Origin of the sequence: Blautia faecicola (assembly GCF_004123145.1) — a bacterium.
GTDB lineage: Bacteria > Bacillota > Clostridia > Lachnospirales > Lachnospiraceae > Oliverpabstia > Oliverpabstia faecicola.
In genome coordinates this window covers 672,812-693,002 of the sequence record NZ_SDKC01000001.1, presented here as the reverse complement: position 1 = coordinate 693,002, position 20,191 = coordinate 672,812, and the positions used below count along the sequence as shown (strand labels likewise).

General features: G+C 47.4%; 14 protein-coding genes and 1 pseudogene. 3 read left to right on the top strand and 12 right to left on the bottom strand.

The genetic code is table 11. The features are described from left to right. Positions 1 to 67: 67 nt before the first annotated feature. The 4 genes from ETP43_RS03210 to ETP43_RS03195 all read right to left on the bottom strand — a co-directional run bounded on the left by ETP43_RS03210 (position 68) and on the right by ETP43_RS03195 (position 3,774). Complete coding sequence (locus ETP43_RS03210; RefSeq protein WP_022400231.1) at positions 68 to 760, bottom strand: GntR family transcriptional regulator; 693 nt, start codon at positions 758 to 760, stop codon at positions 68 to 70. After that, the gene (gene ispE, locus ETP43_RS03205; protein ID WP_129257016.1) at positions 750 to 1,634 is read right to left on the bottom strand and encodes a 4-(cytidine 5'-diphospho)-2-C-methyl-D-erythritol kinase; all 885 of its coding nucleotides are present in this window, start codon (positions 1,632 to 1,634) and stop codon (positions 750 to 752) included. The genes ETP43_RS03210 and ispE overlap by 11 nt, the downstream gene beginning before the upstream one ends. Positions 1,635 to 1,790: 156 nt before the next feature. Next, positions 1,791 to 3,353 carry a DUF3794 and LysM peptidoglycan-binding domain-containing protein gene (locus ETP43_RS03200; RefSeq protein WP_022400233.1) on the bottom strand — a complete coding sequence of 521 codons (1,563 nt, stop codon included), beginning with the start codon at positions 3,351 to 3,353 and terminating at the stop codon, positions 1,791 to 1,793. 10 nt (positions 3,354 to 3,363) lie between these two features. Beyond that, on the bottom strand, positions 3,364 to 3,774 hold the full coding sequence (locus ETP43_RS03195; protein WP_129257015.1) for a protease complex subunit PrcB family protein: 411 nt from the start codon (positions 3,772 to 3,774) through the stop codon (positions 3,364 to 3,366). Positions 3,775 to 3,859: 85 nt separating this feature from the next. Here ETP43_RS03195 and ETP43_RS18260 point away from each other — a divergent pair. After that, positions 3,860 to 3,955: pseudogene (locus ETP43_RS18260) on the top strand (DUF6783 domain-containing protein); the annotation flags it as partial. 151 nt (positions 3,956 to 4,106) lie between these two features. Then, a complete protein-coding gene (locus ETP43_RS03190; protein ID WP_129257014.1) occupies positions 4,107 to 4,847 on the top strand; it encodes a lysophospholipid acyltransferase family protein in 741 nt (246 codons plus the stop codon). Between the two features lie 46 nt (positions 4,848 to 4,893). Here the strand turns inward: ETP43_RS03190 and ETP43_RS03185 are convergent, their stop codons facing one another. The 4 genes from ETP43_RS03185 to ETP43_RS03170 form a co-directional block, all read right to left on the bottom strand. Beyond that, the gene (locus tag ETP43_RS03185; protein ID WP_129259420.1) at positions 4,894 to 6,273 is read right to left on the bottom strand and encodes a UDP-N-acetylmuramoyl-tripeptide--D-alanyl-D-alanine ligase; all 1,380 of its coding nucleotides are present in this window, start codon (positions 6,271 to 6,273) and stop codon (positions 4,894 to 4,896) included. 38 nt (positions 6,274 to 6,311) lie between these two features. After that, positions 6,312 to 7,349, bottom strand: coding sequence for a D-alanine--D-alanine ligase family protein (locus ETP43_RS03180; protein WP_129257013.1), 1,038 nt, complete (start codon positions 7,347 to 7,349; stop codon positions 6,312 to 6,314). 75 nt (positions 7,350 to 7,424) lie between these two features. Further along, on the bottom strand, positions 7,425 to 8,819 hold the full coding sequence (locus ETP43_RS03175; RefSeq protein WP_129257012.1) for a L,D-transpeptidase family protein: 1,395 nt from the start codon (positions 8,817 to 8,819) through the stop codon (positions 7,425 to 7,427). Between the two features lie 276 nt (positions 8,820 to 9,095). Next, positions 9,096 to 10,379, bottom strand: a complete 1,284-nt coding sequence (locus tag ETP43_RS03170; protein WP_129257011.1) for a PLP-dependent aminotransferase family protein — start codon at positions 10,377 to 10,379, stop codon at positions 9,096 to 9,098. 296 nt (positions 10,380 to 10,675) lie between these two features. On the opposite strand from ETP43_RS03170, the gene ETP43_RS03165 reads away from it, so the two are divergent. Next, the gene (locus ETP43_RS03165) at positions 10,676 to 11,533 is read left to right on the top strand and encodes a class I SAM-dependent methyltransferase (protein WP_129257010.1); all 858 of its coding nucleotides are present in this window, start codon (positions 10,676 to 10,678) and stop codon (positions 11,531 to 11,533) included. A 107-nt stretch (positions 11,534 to 11,640) separates the two neighbouring features. Here the strand turns inward: ETP43_RS03165 and ETP43_RS03160 are convergent, their stop codons facing one another. The 4 genes from ETP43_RS03160 to ETP43_RS03145 form a co-directional block, all read right to left on the bottom strand. Continuing rightward, entirely contained in the window at positions 11,641 to 13,383 is a 1,743-nt protein-coding gene (locus ETP43_RS03160; protein WP_129257009.1) for a gamma-glutamyl-gamma-aminobutyrate hydrolase family protein, read from the bottom strand. A 332-nt stretch (positions 13,384 to 13,715) separates the two neighbouring features. Further along, complete coding sequence (locus ETP43_RS03155; RefSeq protein WP_181951932.1) at positions 13,716 to 15,713, bottom strand: Ig-like domain-containing protein; 1,998 nt, start codon at positions 15,711 to 15,713, stop codon at positions 13,716 to 13,718. Positions 15,714 to 16,095: 382 nt separating this feature from the next. Continuing rightward, positions 16,096 to 17,907 carry an Ig-like domain-containing protein gene (locus tag ETP43_RS03150; RefSeq protein ID WP_129257007.1) on the bottom strand — a complete coding sequence of 604 codons (1,812 nt, stop codon included), beginning with the start codon at positions 17,905 to 17,907 and terminating at the stop codon, positions 16,096 to 16,098. A gap of 39 nt (positions 17,908 to 17,946) precedes the next feature. Continuing rightward, on the bottom strand, positions 17,947 to 20,184 hold the full coding sequence (locus ETP43_RS03145) for an Ig-like domain-containing protein (protein WP_129257006.1): 2,238 nt from the start codon (positions 20,182 to 20,184) through the stop codon (positions 17,947 to 17,949). Positions 20,185 to 20,191 lie beyond the last annotated feature (7 nt).

Genomic DNA, 20,191 nt, shown 5'->3' with positions numbered 1-20,191 from the left:
AAAACAGAATCCTGTGTCAAAGTTCCTAATCCTTCCACACAGAGTTCTGTCTTTCCTGTTCGATCTTTTATTTTGGCTGTTCCTCTTTGTTCATCTGCTCCAGACTGCGCAGAATCGCGTCCTGCTGGTTCACGATATGGATACAGATATCTTTCACCGCCTGCTGCTGATTTCTCGCTTTGAGTGCCCGGTATACGGCGTAGTGCTCTTCTACCAGCGTTTTCCGGCTCTCCACATCCTTCAGATATTCCACACGGTAGCGATACATCTGCTCCCGGATGTTACTGATGATCTGCACCAGACGCTTGTTGTGGGTGCTTCCGTAGATCACTTCATGCACCTTGACATCTGCCGCCGCAAGTGCTCCCAGATCATCTCTTTTCATCGCTTCCTCGAACTCTTTCACCGCCTGTTCCAGCTCTTCGAGTTCTTCCTCTGTGATCCGCTGACACGCAATCCGCACTGCCAGTTCTTCCAGTCCCAGCCGGACTTCCAGCACATCTTTCAGGTCTTTCTCGGAAATCTCCGCAACCTGCGCGCCTTTTCTCGGGATCATGATCACCAGACCTTCCTGTTCCAGCATCCGGATCGCCTCCCGGACAGGAGTACGGCTTACGCCAAGCCGCTGGGAAAGTGCGATCTCCATCAACCGCTCTCCGGGTTTTAACTCCCCGCGCAGAATCGCCTGACGAAGTGTATTGAAAACCACATCCCGCAGTGGCAGATATTCATTCATTTCCAGGTGTAAATCATTTGTCATCCGCTGTCCTTCCTCCATAGTTGTTAAACGGCACTGTCAGAAATACCTGCTGACATAATCCGCTCTCCCGCAGCTTCTGGCACGCCTCCTGTGCTTTTTCTTCGTTGTCAAAGATTCCGAAAACCGTAGGGCCGCTTCCGCTCATCATCGCGTTGACCGCTCCCCAGGCTTTCATCCGTTCCTTGATCGTCTCCACCTCCGGGTAAGCCGGGATCGTCACATCCTGTAAGACATTTCCCATCCGATCAGTGATACCGTACAGATCACCGTCTTCCAGTGCTTTCCGCATCCCGTCGATGTCCGGGTGTACCGTATCGGTGTTCAGATCAAGTGTTGTATATACATATTTGGTAGATACGCTGATGCCCGGTTTTCCGATCAGGATCCAGCAGTCCGGCATCGGTGGAAGTACCGTCAGTTTCTCTCCGATTCCCTCTGCCAGTGCCGTTCCGCGAAGCACGCAGTATGGAACATCCGCACCGATCTGTACGCCGAGTTCCATCAGTCTGTTTTTGGAAAGCCCGCACCGGAACAGCCGGTTCATACCTACCAGTGTCGCAGCTGCATCGGAACTTCCTCCCGCCATGCCTGCTGCCACCGGGATCACCTTATGCAGATGGATGCTCACACCTTCTGTGATCCCACAGGTATCCATCATCAGTTTCGCCGCCCGGTATACGAGGTTACTTTCATCGACCGGGATATAATTTTTATTTGTCGTCAGATGAATCCCCGGCTCCTCACTCTTTTTCATATCCAGCTGGTCATACATCCGGATCGTCTGCATGATCATGCGGACTTCGTGATATCCATCTTCCCGTTTTCCTAACACATCCAACCCAAGGTTGATCTTCGCAAAAGCCTGTAAACGCATCCTTTCTGCCCCTTTTCTTTGCAATGTACTTTGTATACAATATTCATATAAGCATATATTACTATGTTTTTTCCGAAAATACAAGCAACTCTTTTCATATATTTTTATCACTAACTAAAGTTGCCTGCGTCTTACTCTTTTTTACAGAAACGTTGCTCACCCTTCACTGTTTTTCACCACCAGAAGTGTCTGACGCGGTTTGACTTCCCCCTCTCCGAGATCGTTCAGTTTCCGGATATCATCCATCGTGGTATAGAACATTTTTGCAATATCCCACAGCGTATCCTGTGGCTGTACCACATAACACACGATGCCCGGCATTTCCTCCAGTTTCTTTTGATCGGGTTCCTTCGTCTGGATCTCCTGTATGATGTTCTCCTCCCACTGGGTCACCAGCAGTGTGTTCAGATTCAGCACCACTTTCACCTCGATCTCACTGCTGTCAAGCATCACCATCGACAGCTGCTCCAGATCTGCCTGAAGCTGATAGCCGCACTGCCCGTTGACCTGTTCGCCCTCGATCATCTGCGAGAACGGGATCATCGTCTCCATGGAATAAAACGGCATCTCATCGTCACTGATGCTGTAGAGGATCCTTACCTGCACAACACCTTCCACCTGGATCCCGTGCTCTACCGGCTGCACGCTGTCCACCTTCACACTGCCCTCTCCGTGACAGATCTGCAGAATCTTTCCCTGCGCCTCGGCAACGGAGATCCGGTCACTGACACGGCATTTTGCCGCATTTTTTACCACCAGCTGTTCCAGCATCTGCGGCTCCCTCTGCGGGATACATTCCAGTTTTGGCGTATAGACATCCAGAAGAATGGTCTCCGTCTCCTCCTGATACAGTTTCATATCCAGTTCCAGCACCACATCCACCAGAAGCACCCGTTCTTCCCCGTCTGCATCCGGTTTGATCTCCAGATTGGACTGCAGCATCGTCGTGTCGATATACGGGATCATATCCATCGTACATCCCGTGCAGGAAAGTTCCCCGGAAAATGGTATCGTCTGTTCCAGCCACTGCAACGGATTTGCCTCATCATCGGACACATACAGCACAAATACCGACAGTTCGCCCCGCGCGGTCACCTTTCCCTCCTGTGCCCGCATCTCCAGTCCCCGTACCTGAATATCCTTCCACAGAATCTGATGAATATTCGGTTTATTCGAGGCAAGTGTGATCTCTTCTTTTTTCCGCAGGATATCTTTTTTATGTACACCAAGCGTCAGCACCCGAATCGTCTTTTTCTTTGTGGAAATCTGGTCAGCGCCCTTTAATTCCACGGGTACTGCCACCTGCGTATTCTCATCCACGACAGCAAAAAATTCCACGATCGCCTTGATATTCAGTTTCCGGGAATTGATCAGGTGGATCGTCAGATCCTCAATCTCCCATTTCAGGCAGACTTTATCCCCGCTTCGCACCTCGTCCAGATGCAACGTCTCCTCGATCGGAAGTTTCCCCTCCAGACTCGAAACCGTCCGTCCCGGACTGTCTGCCACATATAAAAGCCGAAAGACCAGCTGCCCCTGGATCACTGCTTTTCCTTCGCTCACCTGTACCTGGTCGATCTCCACCTCGCCTTTCTTCTGGATCATCTGCCCGATATCCGCTTTGTGATCCGGCACATTAAAATCCTCATCAAAGGTGATCTGATTCTGAGCCTCGCTTTTCTTTCGCAGCATATGCAGTTCTTTTTTTCGCAGTTCCATAAACTCCCTCCTAATCAAACACTACTTTTTTATGGCGGTTTTCCACCTTGATCACGAGATACGGGCAGGATATCCCCTCCGTCTCCCCACTTTTCCCCTCCGGACCGATCAGTTTCGTCTTTACATGGAGTTCCGTATCATTTTCACTGACTTTTTCCACCCGGATGCTGTAACCGCCGCTGCTCTGGATGCCATATCCCTGCAGCAGATACAACATATCCTCCTCCTGATAGGTCATCTGAAATTCTTCCTGCTTTTTCACATCCACCACTTTCCGGATCTCGTCGGGTATCTGATCTTCTCCCAGTACCGTATATTCCACCGCATGTTCCTTCCCTTTTTTCTGCTGCATCATGCCGCACCCCCAGATACTCCCCGCCAGCACGGCGATCAGAAGCAGCAATACCACACTCCTGTTCATCGTTATTCCCCCACGATTGATCCCTATTATTTTATGTGGATTTTTTTCATAAATTCCTATATAATATTATGATACTAGAGCGTGTCTGAAAAAGGCTTTTCGTGAGCTGCGAGTCTCAGTTTGTGGGAGATTTTATCCGAATGAGAGCGGCGTAGCGGGCTACGGCAACCGAATGAGGGTAAAATATACCGCAAAGTTGGGCTTGCAGATTGCGGAAATGATTTTTCAGACACGCTCTAGGGACTAAATTCGGAAACCTGACGCAAGCTTGCTTACGGGAAGGTTTCTAAACTTGAATCTCTAACATCATACAATTAATAACGGAGGCACATATGATAAGATTTCTCTTAGTATGTATTACTGTCATCGGTTTTCTGATCCTCTCCATTCCCATTCTGATCGTCGAATGGATCATCGGTAAATTCAAACCTTATACCAAGGATATCAGCTCCCTGCGTCTGATCCAGGCAGTGTTCCGCTTTATCCTGTGGCTGACCGGTGTGGAAGTTACAGTGATCGGTGAAGAACTGGTTCCGAAGGACGAAGCTGTCCTGTATATCGGCAACCACCGCAGCTTTTTTGACATCCTGCTTACCTACACCCGCTGCCCGCGGCTGACCGGTTATATCGCAAAAACAGAGATGGAGAAAATACCGCTGCTTTCAAACTGGATGCGCTATCTCCATTGTCTCTTCCTTGACCGGAAAGACATCAAAAAAGGTCTGAAGACCATCCTGACAGGTATCGACCTGATCAAATCCGGTATCTCGGTATGTATCTTCCCGGAAGGAACCAGAAACCGGAACGAGAGCGACCTGGATCTGCTGGACTTTCATGAGGGAAGTTTCCGTCTGGCAACCAAAACCGACTGTTTGATCGTACCGATCGCAATGAACAACACCGTATCCATCTTCGAAAAACAGTTCCCGAAGATTCGGAAAACTCACGTGGTACTCGAATACGGCAAACCGTTCCGTCCGTCTGAACTCTCCAAGGAGGACAAAAAACATATCGGTGAATACACAAGAGCACAGATTCTTGAAACATTAAAAAAGAACGAGCCACTGGTTTAATACCGGTGACCCGTTCTTTTTTATTATTCAATATATTTCGTTTTCTTTATTTCTGTAATGCCTCCACTACTTTTCCAAAATTCATAAAATGAGAAGCCTTTACAAGAATCGTATCGCCCTGTTTTACCTGCTCTCCAAGATGAGCCAGCAGATCTTCCAGTGTGGCAAAATGAACAATCCCCAGCGCTTTTCCTTCCGCTTTGCTGCTCATCTTTGCCGCCTCTGCAATCTCTTTTGCCAGAGTACCCACACAGATCAGAAGATCAATCCCGCAGGTTCCCGCGAAAGTTCCGACTTCTCTATGCAACTCTTTCTCATTCGCACCGAGTTCTCCCATATCGCCAAGTACGGCAACCTTTCTTCCCATCGCATCTTTCAGGATACCGAGAGACGCTTTCATGGACATCGGATTAGCGTTGTAGCAATCATCCACGATTGTATAATTTTCATTTTCAATAATATGGAACCGGCCGCTTAACGACTGTAAACTTTCGATTCCTTTCTGGATCTCGGAAAGTTCCATGCCGTACGCCAGACCAACGGCTGTTCCTGCCAGCGCATTGTAAACCATATGGCGTCCCGGGATCGGCACAACCACGGAGAATGCTCCTTTTGGCGTATGGATCTTACAGGCGATTCCCTTCAGACCTTTGCTCTCAATCTCATCGGCATATAACGGGAAGTCCGGGTTCATTCCGAAGTGTATCGGAGCTTTTCCCTGCACTTCTTTTACCGTGATCAGTTTGTCATCGTCCCCGTTTAAGATCACGGTTGCATCCGGTTTCAGATGGTCAAAAACCTCTGTTTTGGCTTTCAGCACACCGTCACGGTCACCCAAATTTTCCAGATGGCAGGTTCCGATGTTGGTGATCACACAGGTATTCGGCTGTGCGATCGAAGCCAGACGGTGCATCTCTCCAAAATCACTGATTCCCATCTCCAGAACTGCGATCTCATCCTCTTCACAGAGACGAAATACCGTCAACGGAAGTCCCAGTTCGTTGTTAAAGTTTCCAAGTGTTTTTAATACCCGGAACTTCTGTTCCAGAACTGCTGCGATCATCTCTTTCGTGCTGGTCTTTCCCACACTTCCAGTGATGCCGACAACCGGAATCTGTAACTGTTCCAGATAATATTTTGCAAGATCTTTCACCGCTTGGAGAGAAGATTCCACCTGAATATAAGGGAACTCCACATCTCCTAACGGGCGTTCACTTAAGGTAGCCAGCGCTCCCTGCTCCATGACCTGATCGATAAATTTGTGACCGTCTGCTCTTGCACCAACAATCGGCACAAACAGGCAGTTTTTTTCTATTTTCCGGCTGTCCGTTGTCACTGCTTCGATGCACTGACTTTTTTTCTCCTCCGGTCCGTAATACGTTCCGTGGCAGGCAGCCGCGATATGTTCCAGTGTAAGATTCTTCATCATTACAATTTCCTCTTTTTTCTTTTTATAATAGATTCTTATTTCTGATATTTTCTCATGGAAATCTCAATCAGATTTTCACACAGCTGTGCATAATCGATGCCCAGTGCTGCCGCCTCCTGTGGAAGCAGACTGGTTGGTGTCATACCCGGCAGCGTATTGGCTTCGAGGCAGTACATGGAGCCGTCCTCTTTCATCAGGAAATCCAGTCTTGCATAGCCCTCGACTGCCAGTGCCTTGCATCCGGCCTCTGCATATGCCTGCATCTGTCTGGTCTGTCCTTCGGTCAGAACCGCCGGACAGGTGTCGATCGTCGCACCTGCGGAATATTTATTTTTATAATCGTAGAAGCCTTCTACCGGGGCGATCTCGATGATCGGATATGCCTTTCCGTCTACCACACCAACGGAAAATTCTCTTCCCTCGATATATTCCTCTACTACCACTTCATCCTCGTAGGAGAATGCACCTTGCAGTGCCTCTTCGTATTCTTCCGGTGTCTTTGTGATATACACACCGACACTGGAACCTCCACAACAGGTCTTAACCACAACCGGAAGTTCCATGTTATGATCAGCAAGATTTGTGCTGTCTTTTCCCTTCTTCAGCTCCACGCCACGCGGTGTCGGAACGCCGGATGTCAGGAAGATTTTTTTCGTGATTCCTTTGTCCATCGCCATCGCACTGCTCAGATAGCCGGTTCCGGTATACGGGATGCCGCACAAATCGAAGTACGCCTGTACTCTTCCGTCTTCGCCATTGGCTCCGTGAAGTGCCATGAAGACCACATCCGCTGCCTTACACAGCTCGATCACACCCGGACCGAAGAATTCTCTTCCGCTTGCTACCGCATCCTTTACCTGATCGTTAAAGCTGCTGATATACGCTGCCTCCGCATCTACATCATAATCTCCATCAAAAGCAGTGGCAGAATCTGCACCTTCCTTACCGAAAAATACATCCACAAGAATCGCCTGATGTCCCTTAGAACGAAGTGCCTTACACACATTTGTTCCCGATACAATAGAAACCTCACGTTCTGTGCTGGTTCCAGCTGCCAATACTACAATCTTCATCTTTTTTCTCCTACTCTTTCTTTCCAAACTTATTTTTCACAGTCACCGTTTCCGGTCACTGACTGATTCCTTTTCCTAATATACGATAACCGGAGTTCCGATCTCTACGGTGTTAAAGATCTTTTCCGCATTTGCGGTCGGTGTGTTGACGCATCCGTGAGAACCGCTCGTTTTATAGATCTCGCCGCCATACTGTGACCGCCAGGTATCCGCATCGTGGATTCCCACATTGCCGTTAAATGGCATCCAGTAGGTCACCGGCTGTGTATAGCCTTCTCCTTTCAGAACTGCATCATGCTTTTTCGCATCGATCGCCCAGACACTGCCTGCCGGGGTATCGTATCCTTTGGATACATTTCCGGTTACCACAGGGGTATCCACCACAACCACACCGTCTTTGTAGCACCACATTTCCTGATCCTGAATACTGATCTCCACATAAGTGCCGCCGATGTCGTTGGTGTCACGGCTCTTGCCCTCATACAGATATACCGGTTCCACGGTTCCGGTCTTTCCTTCTTTTATGTATTCCACAAGGGCTGCAGTTGTCTCACTCTTTTTTATGACCCAGCCGTAATCGCCGCCCTTTAAGGTAATCTTATTCCCTGCATGTGTAGTAAATTCATGTGTCAGACCGAATGTATCGTACTTATAAGCCAGCTGCTGCACATAGGCAGCTGCCTTGCTCTCATCCACCGTCCAGTTTCCGTCACTGTCCTGAATCAGCCAGTCTTTGACCACAGAACCGTCTACCGTCTCACTCCGGTCACCGAAATCATAGGTGATGTCCACTTTTAACAGCTGATTTTTTGCATCTCTCTCCGCGATCAGACCCGCATCATCCTGTAAAACAGACGGTTTCTCATAACATCCCAGCTCTTCCAGATTGATCTCTGTCTTTCCGTTTTCGATCGCATCTTTGACTGCACTCTCCAATTTGGTGCGATCCAGTGTATTTCCTTCCACCTCCGGAACGATCACATATTCACCGTCCTGTTCCTTCAGATAAGCGTCCTCCGGTGCCACGATATTTTCCTGCTGAAAACAGCTCATATCATCCAGCACACCGGTCAGTTTTTTCTCATCATAAGTAGTCGTAACTGCCAGTTCATATGTCTTTTTCGCTGAAAATGCAGTGATCCATTTCCAGCGATCCTGCGAACTTAACAGTTCATCAATCTTTCCGTCATCCACATAGGTCAGATCGATCGCAGATCCCTGGATCGTCTCCGTCTTTCCGTCGATCTCCGTGATCCGCAGTTTGTATTGACCAAGCTGTTTCTGGATCTTCTTTTTCACCTGATCCGCTGTCTTATTGCTGGAATCCATCCCGCTGATGGTGGTTCCTTTCAGAAAATGGCTGGAAAAATAATAGGAAACGCCCATATATCCCAGAGCCATGATCGCCACATACGCAATCAGTACGCCAAGAACCAGTTTCTTCGCATTCTTCTTTTTCTTTTTTGCCATAGATAATCCCTTACTTTCTTTTGATCCTGCGGTTTTTCCGGCATGATCCGCTTCTTTCTTCCCTGTGTCAAAGCTGCCAAAACTTCCGCATTATCCCTTCATTTACTTTCACAGACTTTCGCATATCCCCCTCGCGTTCAGCCTGTTCCACATTATTCTAACACCGAACCTATGACGGGTAAACCCATTTTCTGAAAAAAGCCGGAAAATCAATGCTCGAAAAAGGCTGCTTACCGGAAGATTTTTTTCCGGTAAACAGCCTCGTTTGTCTTATCTTTATGCTTCCAGAAGTTTGTCGATACTTACCAGTTTCACACTCAGAACGAAGATCTCAACAGCAACTTCCAGTTCTTCTACGGTCGGGAAAGACGGAGCGATACGGATATTGCTGTCTTTCGGGTCTTTTCCGTATGGATAGGTTGCACCTGCTCCGGTCAGTACCAGACCGGCTTCTTTTGCTTTCGCTACGATGGCTTTCGCGCATCCTTCCATAGAGTCAAAGGAAATGAAATATCCACCTACCGGTTTTGTCCAGGTACCGATCTCCAGACCAGCCAGTTCTCTGTCCAGGACTTCCCATACTTTTTCAAACTTCGGACGCAGGATGTCGGCATGTTTTCTCATGTGTGCGTACATTCCCTGCATATCTTTGAAGAATCTTACGTGACGCAGCTGGTTCAGTTTATCATGACCGATGGTCTGCACACGCATGTATTTTTTCGCATCTTCCAGGTTGGCTTCGGATGCTGCCAGGGCTGCGATACCGGATCCCGGGAAGGATACTTTTGAGGTAGAGATGAACTTCAGGACCATATCCGGGTTGCCTGCTTTGACACATTCATTTAACAGTTCCAGAATGACATCTCTCTTGTCATCATACAGATGATGGATAGAATATGCATTATCCCAGAAGATACGGAAGTCTTCTGCTGCCGGTTTCAGATGAGCGAATCTTCTTACTGTCTCATCGGAATAAGAAATACCGGTCGGGTTTGCGTATTTCGGTACACACCAGATACCCTTGATTGCCGGATCTTCTGCTACCAGTTTTTCCACCATATCCATATCCGGACCGGTCGGCAGTAACGGCACATTGATCATCTCGATTCCAAAGAATTCGGTGATACCAAAGTGACGGTCATATCCGGGTACCGGACAGAGGAATTTTACTTTATCTAATTTGCACCATGGAGTGCTTCCCAGAAATCCGTGTGTCATGGCACGAGCAACGGTATCAAACATAACGTTCAGGCTGGAATTGCCATAGATCAGGATATTTCTCTCCGGCACTTCGCTCATATCGGCCAGCAGCTTTCTTGCATCGCTGATACCATCCAGAATACCATAGTTTCTGCAGTCTACTCCATCTGAACTTACCAGATCTACCTGGCTGTTCAGAATATCCATCATGCCGTTACTCAGATCCAGCTGAGCTTTTGACGGTTTACCACGGGACATATCCAGTTTCAGGCCCTTGCCTTTCACATCCTCAAACTGCTTCTCCAGTTCTTCTTTCAGAGCGGTTAATTCTTCTTTGCTTAACTGACTATACGGTTTCATAGGTCTCCTCCTGTGCTTTTGTTTACAACATGATTCATCATGCAGCGTTTCACTTTCACGCTACACAACGCTACTAGAAAATATTGTATCGGGAAAGTGACCATATGTCAAGAAACACTTGCATTTTCGGCAAATTATACGGATGTATTTTATTTTTTAAGGTGGTTTATGAAACTTTTCTTTATAAAACTTGCATTTTCAAATAGCTGTTGTATTGCCTTTCCGGTTTATGGTATGCTATAGGAAGATATAAGAAAAAAAGAACCATTTATATAGAAAGAAAGGATATTTTTATCATGTGGATTGCAGATCAATGGAAAGATTATCAGGTGCTTGACACCTCCAAGGGAGAAAAACTGGAACGCTGGGGCGATTATCTGCTGGTTCGTCCAGACCCGCAGGTCATCTGGGATACCCCGAAGAAGAATCCTGGCTGGAGAAAGATGAACGGTCATTATCACCGCAGCAAAAAAGGCGGCGGCGAGTGGGAATTCTTCAATCTTCCGGAACAGTGGACCATTCAGTACAAAGACCTGACCTTCAACTTAAAGCCTTTCAGCTTCAAACACACCGGTCTTTTCCCGGAACAGGCAACTAACTGGGACTGGTTCGGTGACAAGATCCGTAAAGCCGGACGCCCGATCAAAGTGCTGAACCTCTTCGCCTACACCGGTGGCGCTACCCTTGCCGCTGCTGCAGCAGGAGCAAGCGTTACACATGTAGACGCTTCTAAGGGTATGGTTACCTGGGCAAAGGAAAATGCGGTTTCCTCTGGTCTCAAGGACGCTCCGATCCGCTGGATCGTGGACGACTGTGTCAAATTCGTAGAGCGTGAGATCCGCCGCGGCAACCATTATGACGCGATCATCATGGATCCGCCGTCCTACGGCCGCGGACCAAAAGGGGAGATCTGGAAGATCGAGGAAGCGATCCATCCGCTGATCAAACTGTGTGCAAAACTGCTCAGTGATGATCCGTTATTCTTCCTGGTAAATTCCTACACGACCGGACTGGCTCCGGCGGTACTGACTTATATGATCGCTACCGAGCTGAAATCATTTCACGGTCACGTGGACTCTCAGGAGATTGGACTTCCGGTTCGCGATACCGGACTGGTGCTTCCTTGTGGGGCTTCGGGACGCTGGGAGCAGTAAAATTTCTTATAAAACTCTCAGGATACAAAGAGGCAGAAGAAATCCATCTGATGGAATTTCTTCTGCCTCTTTCTTCTTTTTATGGATATAATATCTTTTCCGTTGCTTTAATTTGTACAGGTAACGACAAACTGTCTGATGCAGCGGTTTCCTGTCTCATTATTCATCTGTTCCGGATGGAACTGCACACCATAGATGTGTTTCGCATTGTTGGAGATTGCCTCTATGGTTCCGTCTCCTGCACGCATATCTACCTGGAAACCAGGTGCCAAATCACGGATGGACTGATGATGGTAGCTGAGAACGCTGACCGAACCGGAACAAATTCCGGAGAACCATCCGCTTGCAACAACACTGGCAGAATGCCATACGCCCATATGACCGCCGATATTCTGGTTCAGTGTTCCGCCGAAAGCCACATTGATCAGCTGCACACCCTTGCAGATACCAAATACCGGTTTTCCTGCCTGTGCACATTTCTTCACTGCATCGATCTGTCTGTCATCCAGTGCATTATCAATATTTTTACTTGCTGTATTTGCCTGTCCATATCTGGACGGATCCAGGTCACCGCCTCCCGGAATGACGATGCCGTCATACTGGGACGGATCAAAACTTCCGGTTACAACGGTTGCATCCACACCCATTTCTATAAATTTTACTGCGGTAGTGATCGCTCCCGCCTCGTTGTTTCCGATTACACCGATCCGGATGTTTTTCCACACACCGTCCGGGTTCAGATAATAGTTTCTTCCTCTGTCGCTGATCCATCCGGTCTTCATGGCTCCGTCATTGCTGCCGCCAAGATAATACCAGGATCCGTTGATATTGTTCCAACCGGTCTGCATCTCACCGTTTACGTTAAAATAGTACCACGCAGATCCGACTACATTCCATCCTCTGAGCATCGCTCCGCTTCGGTTAAAGTAATACCAGGTGGAACCCACCTGCATCCAGCCGGTATGCATCGCTCCGCTTCCGGTCAGGTAAAACCAGTTGTTTCCAATATGCTGCCAGCCGGTTTTCATCACGCCATTACCCGGTGTCAGATAATACCAGGTTCCTTTGACACTGGTCCAGCCCTGTGCCATGGCTCCGCTGCCAGTCAGATAATACCAGTTGCTTCCATGGTGTAACCAGCCCGTCTGCATGGCTCCGCTTCCGGTCAGATAATACCAGTTGTCTTTGTCCTGCATCCAGCCGGTTACCATATCGCCATTGACCGGATCAAAATAGTACCAGAAGCCCTTGACTACGCCCCAGCCTTTCTGCATTGTTCCGTCTGCATTCAGCCAGAACCAGCTGCCACCTTTATGTAACCAGCCCGTCTGCATCTCCCCGCTGCCATTTGCAAAATACCAGGTATCCCCTTCCTGGATCCAGCCGATCTGCATGCGTCCATCGCTGTTCAGGTAATACCGTTTTCCATTGACGGTTATCCAACCGGTCTGCATAATCCCCTCTTCATCAAACCAGTACCAGGAATCATCCAGAAGTTTCCAGCCGGTCACCCGTTTCAAATCATTATCCAGATAAAATTTCTGACCATCCACTTCTTTCCATCCCGGAGTTTTGTCATCTCCCGGCGTTACCTCCGGTTCTTCCGATGACTCCTCGAATGTTGCTACCGAACCTGCCGGATTCTGTTTCTCCTGTACCGCAGGCTCTGCCGTATCCAAAGATTCCTCTGCTTCCGACAGCTGTACATCATCTGTAACCTCCGAAGTCGTTTCTACCCCTTCTGTTACCACCTTTTCATCCATTTCAGCTCCGTAAACCGTCGGAACTGACGAAAACAGAAGCGTTCCTGCAAGAAGCGCCGCCACCATTTTCCCTGTGAATTTTCTCATAACTCTTTCATCTCCCTTTCGTAATTATTATACCACAATTTTTTTATATTACAAAAATTGTTTTCCACTCTTTCCATCCATGTTCTGTAATGGATGAGATCTTTTCGCAGATTTTGTCGATTTTTCTGCTCCATTATATAGATACTTCAGATGGGATTTCGGTTTTAATTTTTGTTTGATTTTTTCTTTTTATGACCGGATAACAGAGAAAAAGTCCTGCCGCCCCGGAAACTTTTCGGATCGGCAGGACTTCTTTTTTATTGTTCTGTTTTTTCAGGTATCATGTGAAATTGGTTTTGGTTACTTCACTACTTATGAATTATGGTTCACCCTTAATTATAACTGCCATCATTAAAATACAACCAAAATTGTATCGGTTCGCATCCTTCCAGAGATGCTTCTATTGCTACCCATCCCTGCGAGGTTCCTATAATTTCTCCATCTTCAATCTTTGCACTTCCTTCTCCTGGACCCTGCCCTATTACTGTCAGCTTAATATCTTTTGCCATATACTGACACGTTACCGGATATACCACAATGTTTGGTTTTACTCTTTCTCCCACTGGAATACCATGATCATTCTCAGGTTCATACCGAATCAGCTCTGGGACAGTATCGTCAGAAGAGCCTTCTACTTTCAGTGTATACGATGCATTTATTCCTACTGCACCAGGACCTCCACCATAATTAACCGTTATGACTGTAGTGCCTTCTTTTTTTGTTCTTACTACGCCACTTCCCGACTCTATCCATGCTACATCCGGATCACTGGAGGTAAAATAATACTCGTAACTTCTGAGATATGCATTCGTCGGATATGGATCCGGAAGTAAAATGAATTTCTCACCGACTTTTTTCGTGTATGTCTCCTGCGGAAAGCTTAACGATTCCAGTTTTGCAACTTTTTTGGTTGTGATCTCCATAGAAGTGCTCTTTCCTTTAAACGTTGCCGTAAGCGTTGTTGTTCCTTCTTTCAAACCTCTGACATTTACCGCTTTACCGTCCAGTATGACCTCTGTAATTTCTGCTATCGACTCATCCGCTATACTCCACTCTGTCCCTACTAATTCATCGATAAATTCACCGTTCTCCGGGAAAAACATTACCGCACCATTTTCTCCTATTTCATCTGTACCAAAAGGCAAATATCCCCGTTCTTCATAGTCGCTACACACAATCCGAAGTTCCGGTGTTACCTCCACCTTACAGGTCGCCTTTCTCCCTGCAACCTTTGCCGTGATGGTCGCTGTTCCTTTTCCAACGCCGGTTACTTTTCCATCCACAACCGTTGCAACATTTTCATCCGAACTGCTCCATGTCACGCTTTTGTCTGTAGTGGTATCTGCCGGATTGTAAATAACCGTAAGCGTCATGTCCTCTCCGATCCACAGCGCTGCATTTTTCTGATCCAGCTGGATAGACTCCAGTTCGCCTTCCTCTTTTACCTTATTCGGAACCCATTTCCCGCTGGCATCTACATAATAGTTGCCGATCCAGGTATCGGTTGCCATCACACCGTCTTCATCCAGATAATAATTTCCAACCCATGCACCTGTCACCATTGCACCGGAAGCATCAAAATAATACCAGTCCTCACCCAGCTGTTTCCAACCGATAATCATCCAGCCTTCTGCATCAAAATAATAGGTTTTTCCACCGATTGTCTCAAAGTCGTTACTCGTATAGCTGCCGTCCTCGTGTCTGTACCACCAGCGTTTTCCCGACTGGATCCACTGCGCCGGCTGCCTCGTCTTCGTCCATGCTCCGGAATCGTCCACATACCGGTTGCCGATCCAGGTATCCACTGCCATCTTTCCATCCGTATTCAGATAATACCAGGTTCCACCGACCTGCTGCCAGCCGACTTTCATGGCTCCGTCATTGGCGCCTCCAAGGTAATACCAGGCATCGTTGTCTTTCAGCCAGCCCGTATGCATCGCTCCGGATGGATCCAGATAGTACCAGCCTGTGTTCGTTCCCTGCCATCCTGTCTTCATCACACCGGAAGCATCCAGATAATACCAGCTTCCATTCACTTTTTGCCAGCCGGTTTTCATGGCTCCATCATTGGCACTTCCAAGATAGTACCAGTTTTCTTTCTCCTTCAGCCATCCGGTCTTCATATAGCCGTTCTGGTCAAAATAATACCAGTTCCCCCGGATACTTTTCCATGTGCTGACCGGATAACTTCCGTTATCCTCCTGCCACCACCAGCCGGTTTTGTTCTGTTTCCAGGCAGCCGCCTGTACATTGGCTGGAACCAGTGAGGATGCAAGCAAAACCGCTGACATCCCGATAACCAATCCCTTTTTCATTGTTTTGTTCCTCATGTTCTTCCTCCTTTGCATCATAATGTACTCTCGGAATCTTTCTGTGCCTGATTTTGTGAGATGATTTTTTGTCAGTTGTGCCCAAATTTCTGAGGCGTACGCGGTGCGTACGTTGATGAAATTTGGGTGCGGCTGACGGAAAATCAGCCACAAAAGCAAGTGCAGAAAGACTCCGAGAGTACATCAAATTCGATCACCAAGCTTTTTGGTTGCTTTACTATATAGACGCACAGAACGTGTTTATGGTTTTCATTTTCAGATAATTTTCTTTGTTTTCTCCCACGCAAAAACGCCCCCCGAGCCGAAAATTTCGACTCGTGAGAGGCGTTTTTCTGTTTCTTTTCTATTTTCAGAGACTTCGTGCCTTCCGGTACAGCTTTTGTCAGTTCCCGAAAGTAAGGTTAAACCGAATCGGGTCGCATCCGTCCAGTGATGCTTCTACTTCTACGGTTCCCTTCGAAGTTCCTACAATATATCCGTCTTTGATTCTCGCAGTTCCCTCATACATAGACATATTCTGCTTAGTGATCGTAAACTTGATATCACTTTCCTCATGTGGATAGGTGACCGGATATACAACAACATTCAGTTTGGTTCTTACTCCCAGACGGATCGGATTGTTATTAATCGCTCCATTTTCCGGTTCATACTGGATCATTTCCAGTTCCTGGTTGTCTGCGTATCCCTCTACCTTGAGTGTGCATGAAGCACTGAGTTCTCCCATGCGTCCATAAGTAGCAGTGATCGTGGTATATCCTTCTTTTTTCGTTCTTATTGTACCACTTCCGTCCACCGTTGCAACCTTGGGATTGCTTGATGTGAAATCAAGTGTGCCTGTGGTTACATAGGCATTTTCCGGATAGGTATCAGGAAATAACTGGAATTTTTCTCCCACTTTTCTTGTGTATGTTTCCTGTGAATAATTGATTGATTCCAGTTGCGCAACCTTTTTGGTGACAATGTCCATCGAAACGCTTTTCCCTTTGTAGGATGCTGTGAGTGTCGTTTTTCCTTCTTTGAGACCTTTGAGCACCACATAATCACCGTAGTCTTCTTTGTACGTTTCTACCTCTACCAGTGACTCATCCGACAGCTTCCACTCGACTCCTGTTATCCCCTCCGTGTCCTCTGTTATCACAGAAAATAATTCTCCACTATTATCTACAGCATCTATGCCAAAATTGATGGTGGTATATCCCTTTTCTTCATCATATGACAGATTTTCAATCTTAAACTTAGGTACTACCACAATCTTACAGCTTGCCTTCTTCCCTCCGACTTTTGCTGTAATCGTCGCTGTTCCTTCTCCGACACCGGTTATTTTTCCATCTGTAACCTTCGCAACTTTCTCATCGGAACTGCTCCAGGTCGCACTTTTATCTGCGGTGGTATCAGCGGGCTGATAGATCACTTCCAGTGTCATCTCTTCTCCGATCCACAATGCCGCACTCTTCTGATCCATCTGGATAGATTCCAGTTCGCCGTCTTCTTTTCCTTTGTTCGGAACCCATTTTCCGCTGGCATCCACATAATACTTACCGATCCAGGTGTCCGTCAGCATCACACCATCTTCCCCAAGATAGTAATCTCCAACCCACACATTTGTTACCATCGCACCGGACGCATTAAAGTAGTACCAGTCCTCACCGACCTGTTTCCAACCCGTAACCATCCAGCCTGCAGCATCAAAATAATAGGTTTTTCCATTGATCATCTCGAAGCCATTCCTTGTATAGCCGCCATCTTCATGACGATACCACCAGCGGTTTCCGGACTGGATCCACTGCGCCGGCTGTCTTGTTTTTGTCCACGCTCCGGAACTGTTCACATACCAGTCTCCGATCCAGGTATCTGCCGCCATCGTTCCATTATCATTCAGATAATACCAGGTTCCGCCAACCTGCTGCCAGCCGGTTTTCCTGACTCCATCATTCGCCCCACCAAGATAGTACCAGTCCACACCCAGTTTCAGCCATCCGGTCTTCATATACCCGTTCTGATCAAAATAATAGTAGTTTCCCCCGATGAGCTGCCATCTGCTGATCGGATAACTTCCATCGTCTTCCTGCCACCACCAGCCGGTTGTGTTCTGTTTCCAGCCTGCCGCCTGTACCGTGGTTGGAACACCGGTCGCTGCAAACAGCAATGCTGACATCCCAAGCGCAAAGGCCTTTTTGATTGCCTTATTTTTCATTCGCTTCCTCCTTTAAAACTCCTCCGGGCTGCTCACTCGCTAAAACAGATAATTGTCTGCATCCTCCGGTAAAATTCCCATCCAGTTTGCCCAGTATTCTTTTCTTTCCTGCTGTGTATATTGTCCCAGTTCACTTTCTGACGGTCCGATCGTAAACACCAGTGTACGGTTTTCCACTCTTCCATCCACTGTTTTCACGACAACGGCACAGCCTGCGGTCAGTGGCTCATCCGTCTGTTTCATAAGCTGCATCAAACAGGAGGAATCCTGCATCATTGCATCCAGAAGATAATCTTCCACGTAATCCAGACCGGTTCTGCAATCAATCTGCACATCCTGCGTACTTTCATTTTCCAGGCAGCGTGTTTCTATATTGTCGTAAATGGGGTCTCCGTTTTTCTCATAGATGCCCGCGCGGACTTTCGAAGCATAAAGCGCATCTTCTTCCTTCCATACAAAAGGCTCTACCCCATTCGCTACCCTCAGTCTGTTCACTTCGTCAAAAATAGTTTGGGCATACTCTGTATCGTAGGAATATTCAACCGCATCTTCTTCTCCGGTTACGACCACTTCACATTCTGCCCGTTTTCCCATAATCTCCGCATAGATCGTCGCTCTTCCCGGTTTCTTTGCAAGAAGTCCATAGACAGGATCCCACGTTACCACATTTTCATCTGTACTTCCCCATTTTACAGCCTGACTGTTTGCATACACTGCCGGTTTTGATATCAGCCGGATACTTCCCGTCTGATTTTTTTCCAGATATAAGATTTTCTTATCGAAAGAAAGTTCCTGCAGATTGCCATCTTCCGATACTACTTTTACCGGACTGCTCACTTCCAGATCTTCATAGGCTGCCCGTACTGTTGTTTCTCCGATACCGACGGACCACAGCATTCCCACTCCATTGTTTGTTTTGAGAATATTTTCATCATCCACGGATATCGTTGCATAGCTGGTAATATCAAAGTTTCCCGGCTGTAAGAACACAGAAACCTGTGCGTACTCTCCAAATTTTACGCAGGAAGCATCGGAAGTATAATACGCGATTTTCATCGTTAATTCTGATGGATTCGTCGGCACTACCAGATATTCAATCTTTTCCGATTTCTCGCCAACTGTTACGGTTATCGTTGCATATCCCGCTTTATGTCCGGTTACGATGCCGTCTTCAACCGTTGCAACCGATTCATCGGAAGATTTCCATGTAGCGGTCCGATCATCTGTCGTATTTTCCGGAAAAAAATACAGGTCGATCCCGGATGTCTTCCCCGGTTTCAGCAATGTTCCTGTGGTTGAAACTTTAATCCCCTCCAGCGGAACCGGTACCGGTTTTGTTCTGTCCCATTTTCCGTCAGCATCCAGATACCGGTTATCGATCCATGTATTTCTCACTTTCTTACCGTTCTCGCCGACATAGTAATCGCCAACCCACTGGTTTTTCTCGTATTTTCCGTCAGGACCGACATAGTAATCACCAACCCACTGATTCTTTACATAAGTTCCATCTTCACCGACATAATAATCGCCAACCCACTGGCTGCTTACTTTTTTTCCGTCGGCGCCAACATAAGAATCGCCGACCCACTGATTCTTTGCAATTTTACCGGATACACCTACATAGTAATCGTCCACCCAGCAGGAAGTCAGCATCTTGCCGTCAGCACCCAGATAACATTCTTCCACCCACTGGCTGCTTCTCATCGCTCCACCACCTGCTGGTCCCAGATAATACCAGATTCCATCGATCTTCTGCCAGCCGGTCTGCATCCAGCCATTTTTGTCAAAATGATACTTCTTATTATTAATGGTTTCCCAGTTATTTGCTGTATAACTTCCGTCCGGATGGCGATACCACCACCGGTTTCCAGACTGGATCCACTGGCTTTTGACTGCATTCTGGATCCACACACCGGAACCGTTGACATAACAGGAACCAATCCAGGTATTTGCCGCCATTCTTCCGTCCTTGTACATGTAGTACCAGTTTCCATTCACAACCTGCCATCCGGTTTTCATTGCTCCGTCAGACTTTCCGCCCAGATAGTACCAGTTTGTTCCATCCCAGTACCATCCATAACGGATATATCCATCCGCATCAAACAAATACCAGTTTCCGTTGATACTTTTCCATTCATTCGAAGGCCAGCTTCCATCCGCTTCCTGCCACCACCAGCCGATATAATTCTGTCTCCACGTTCCCGCCTGTGCCATGACCGGAACCAGTAACAGCATCATTGCCAGTGCCAGAATAACTGCTCCTTTTCTCTTCCTCATCTGTATT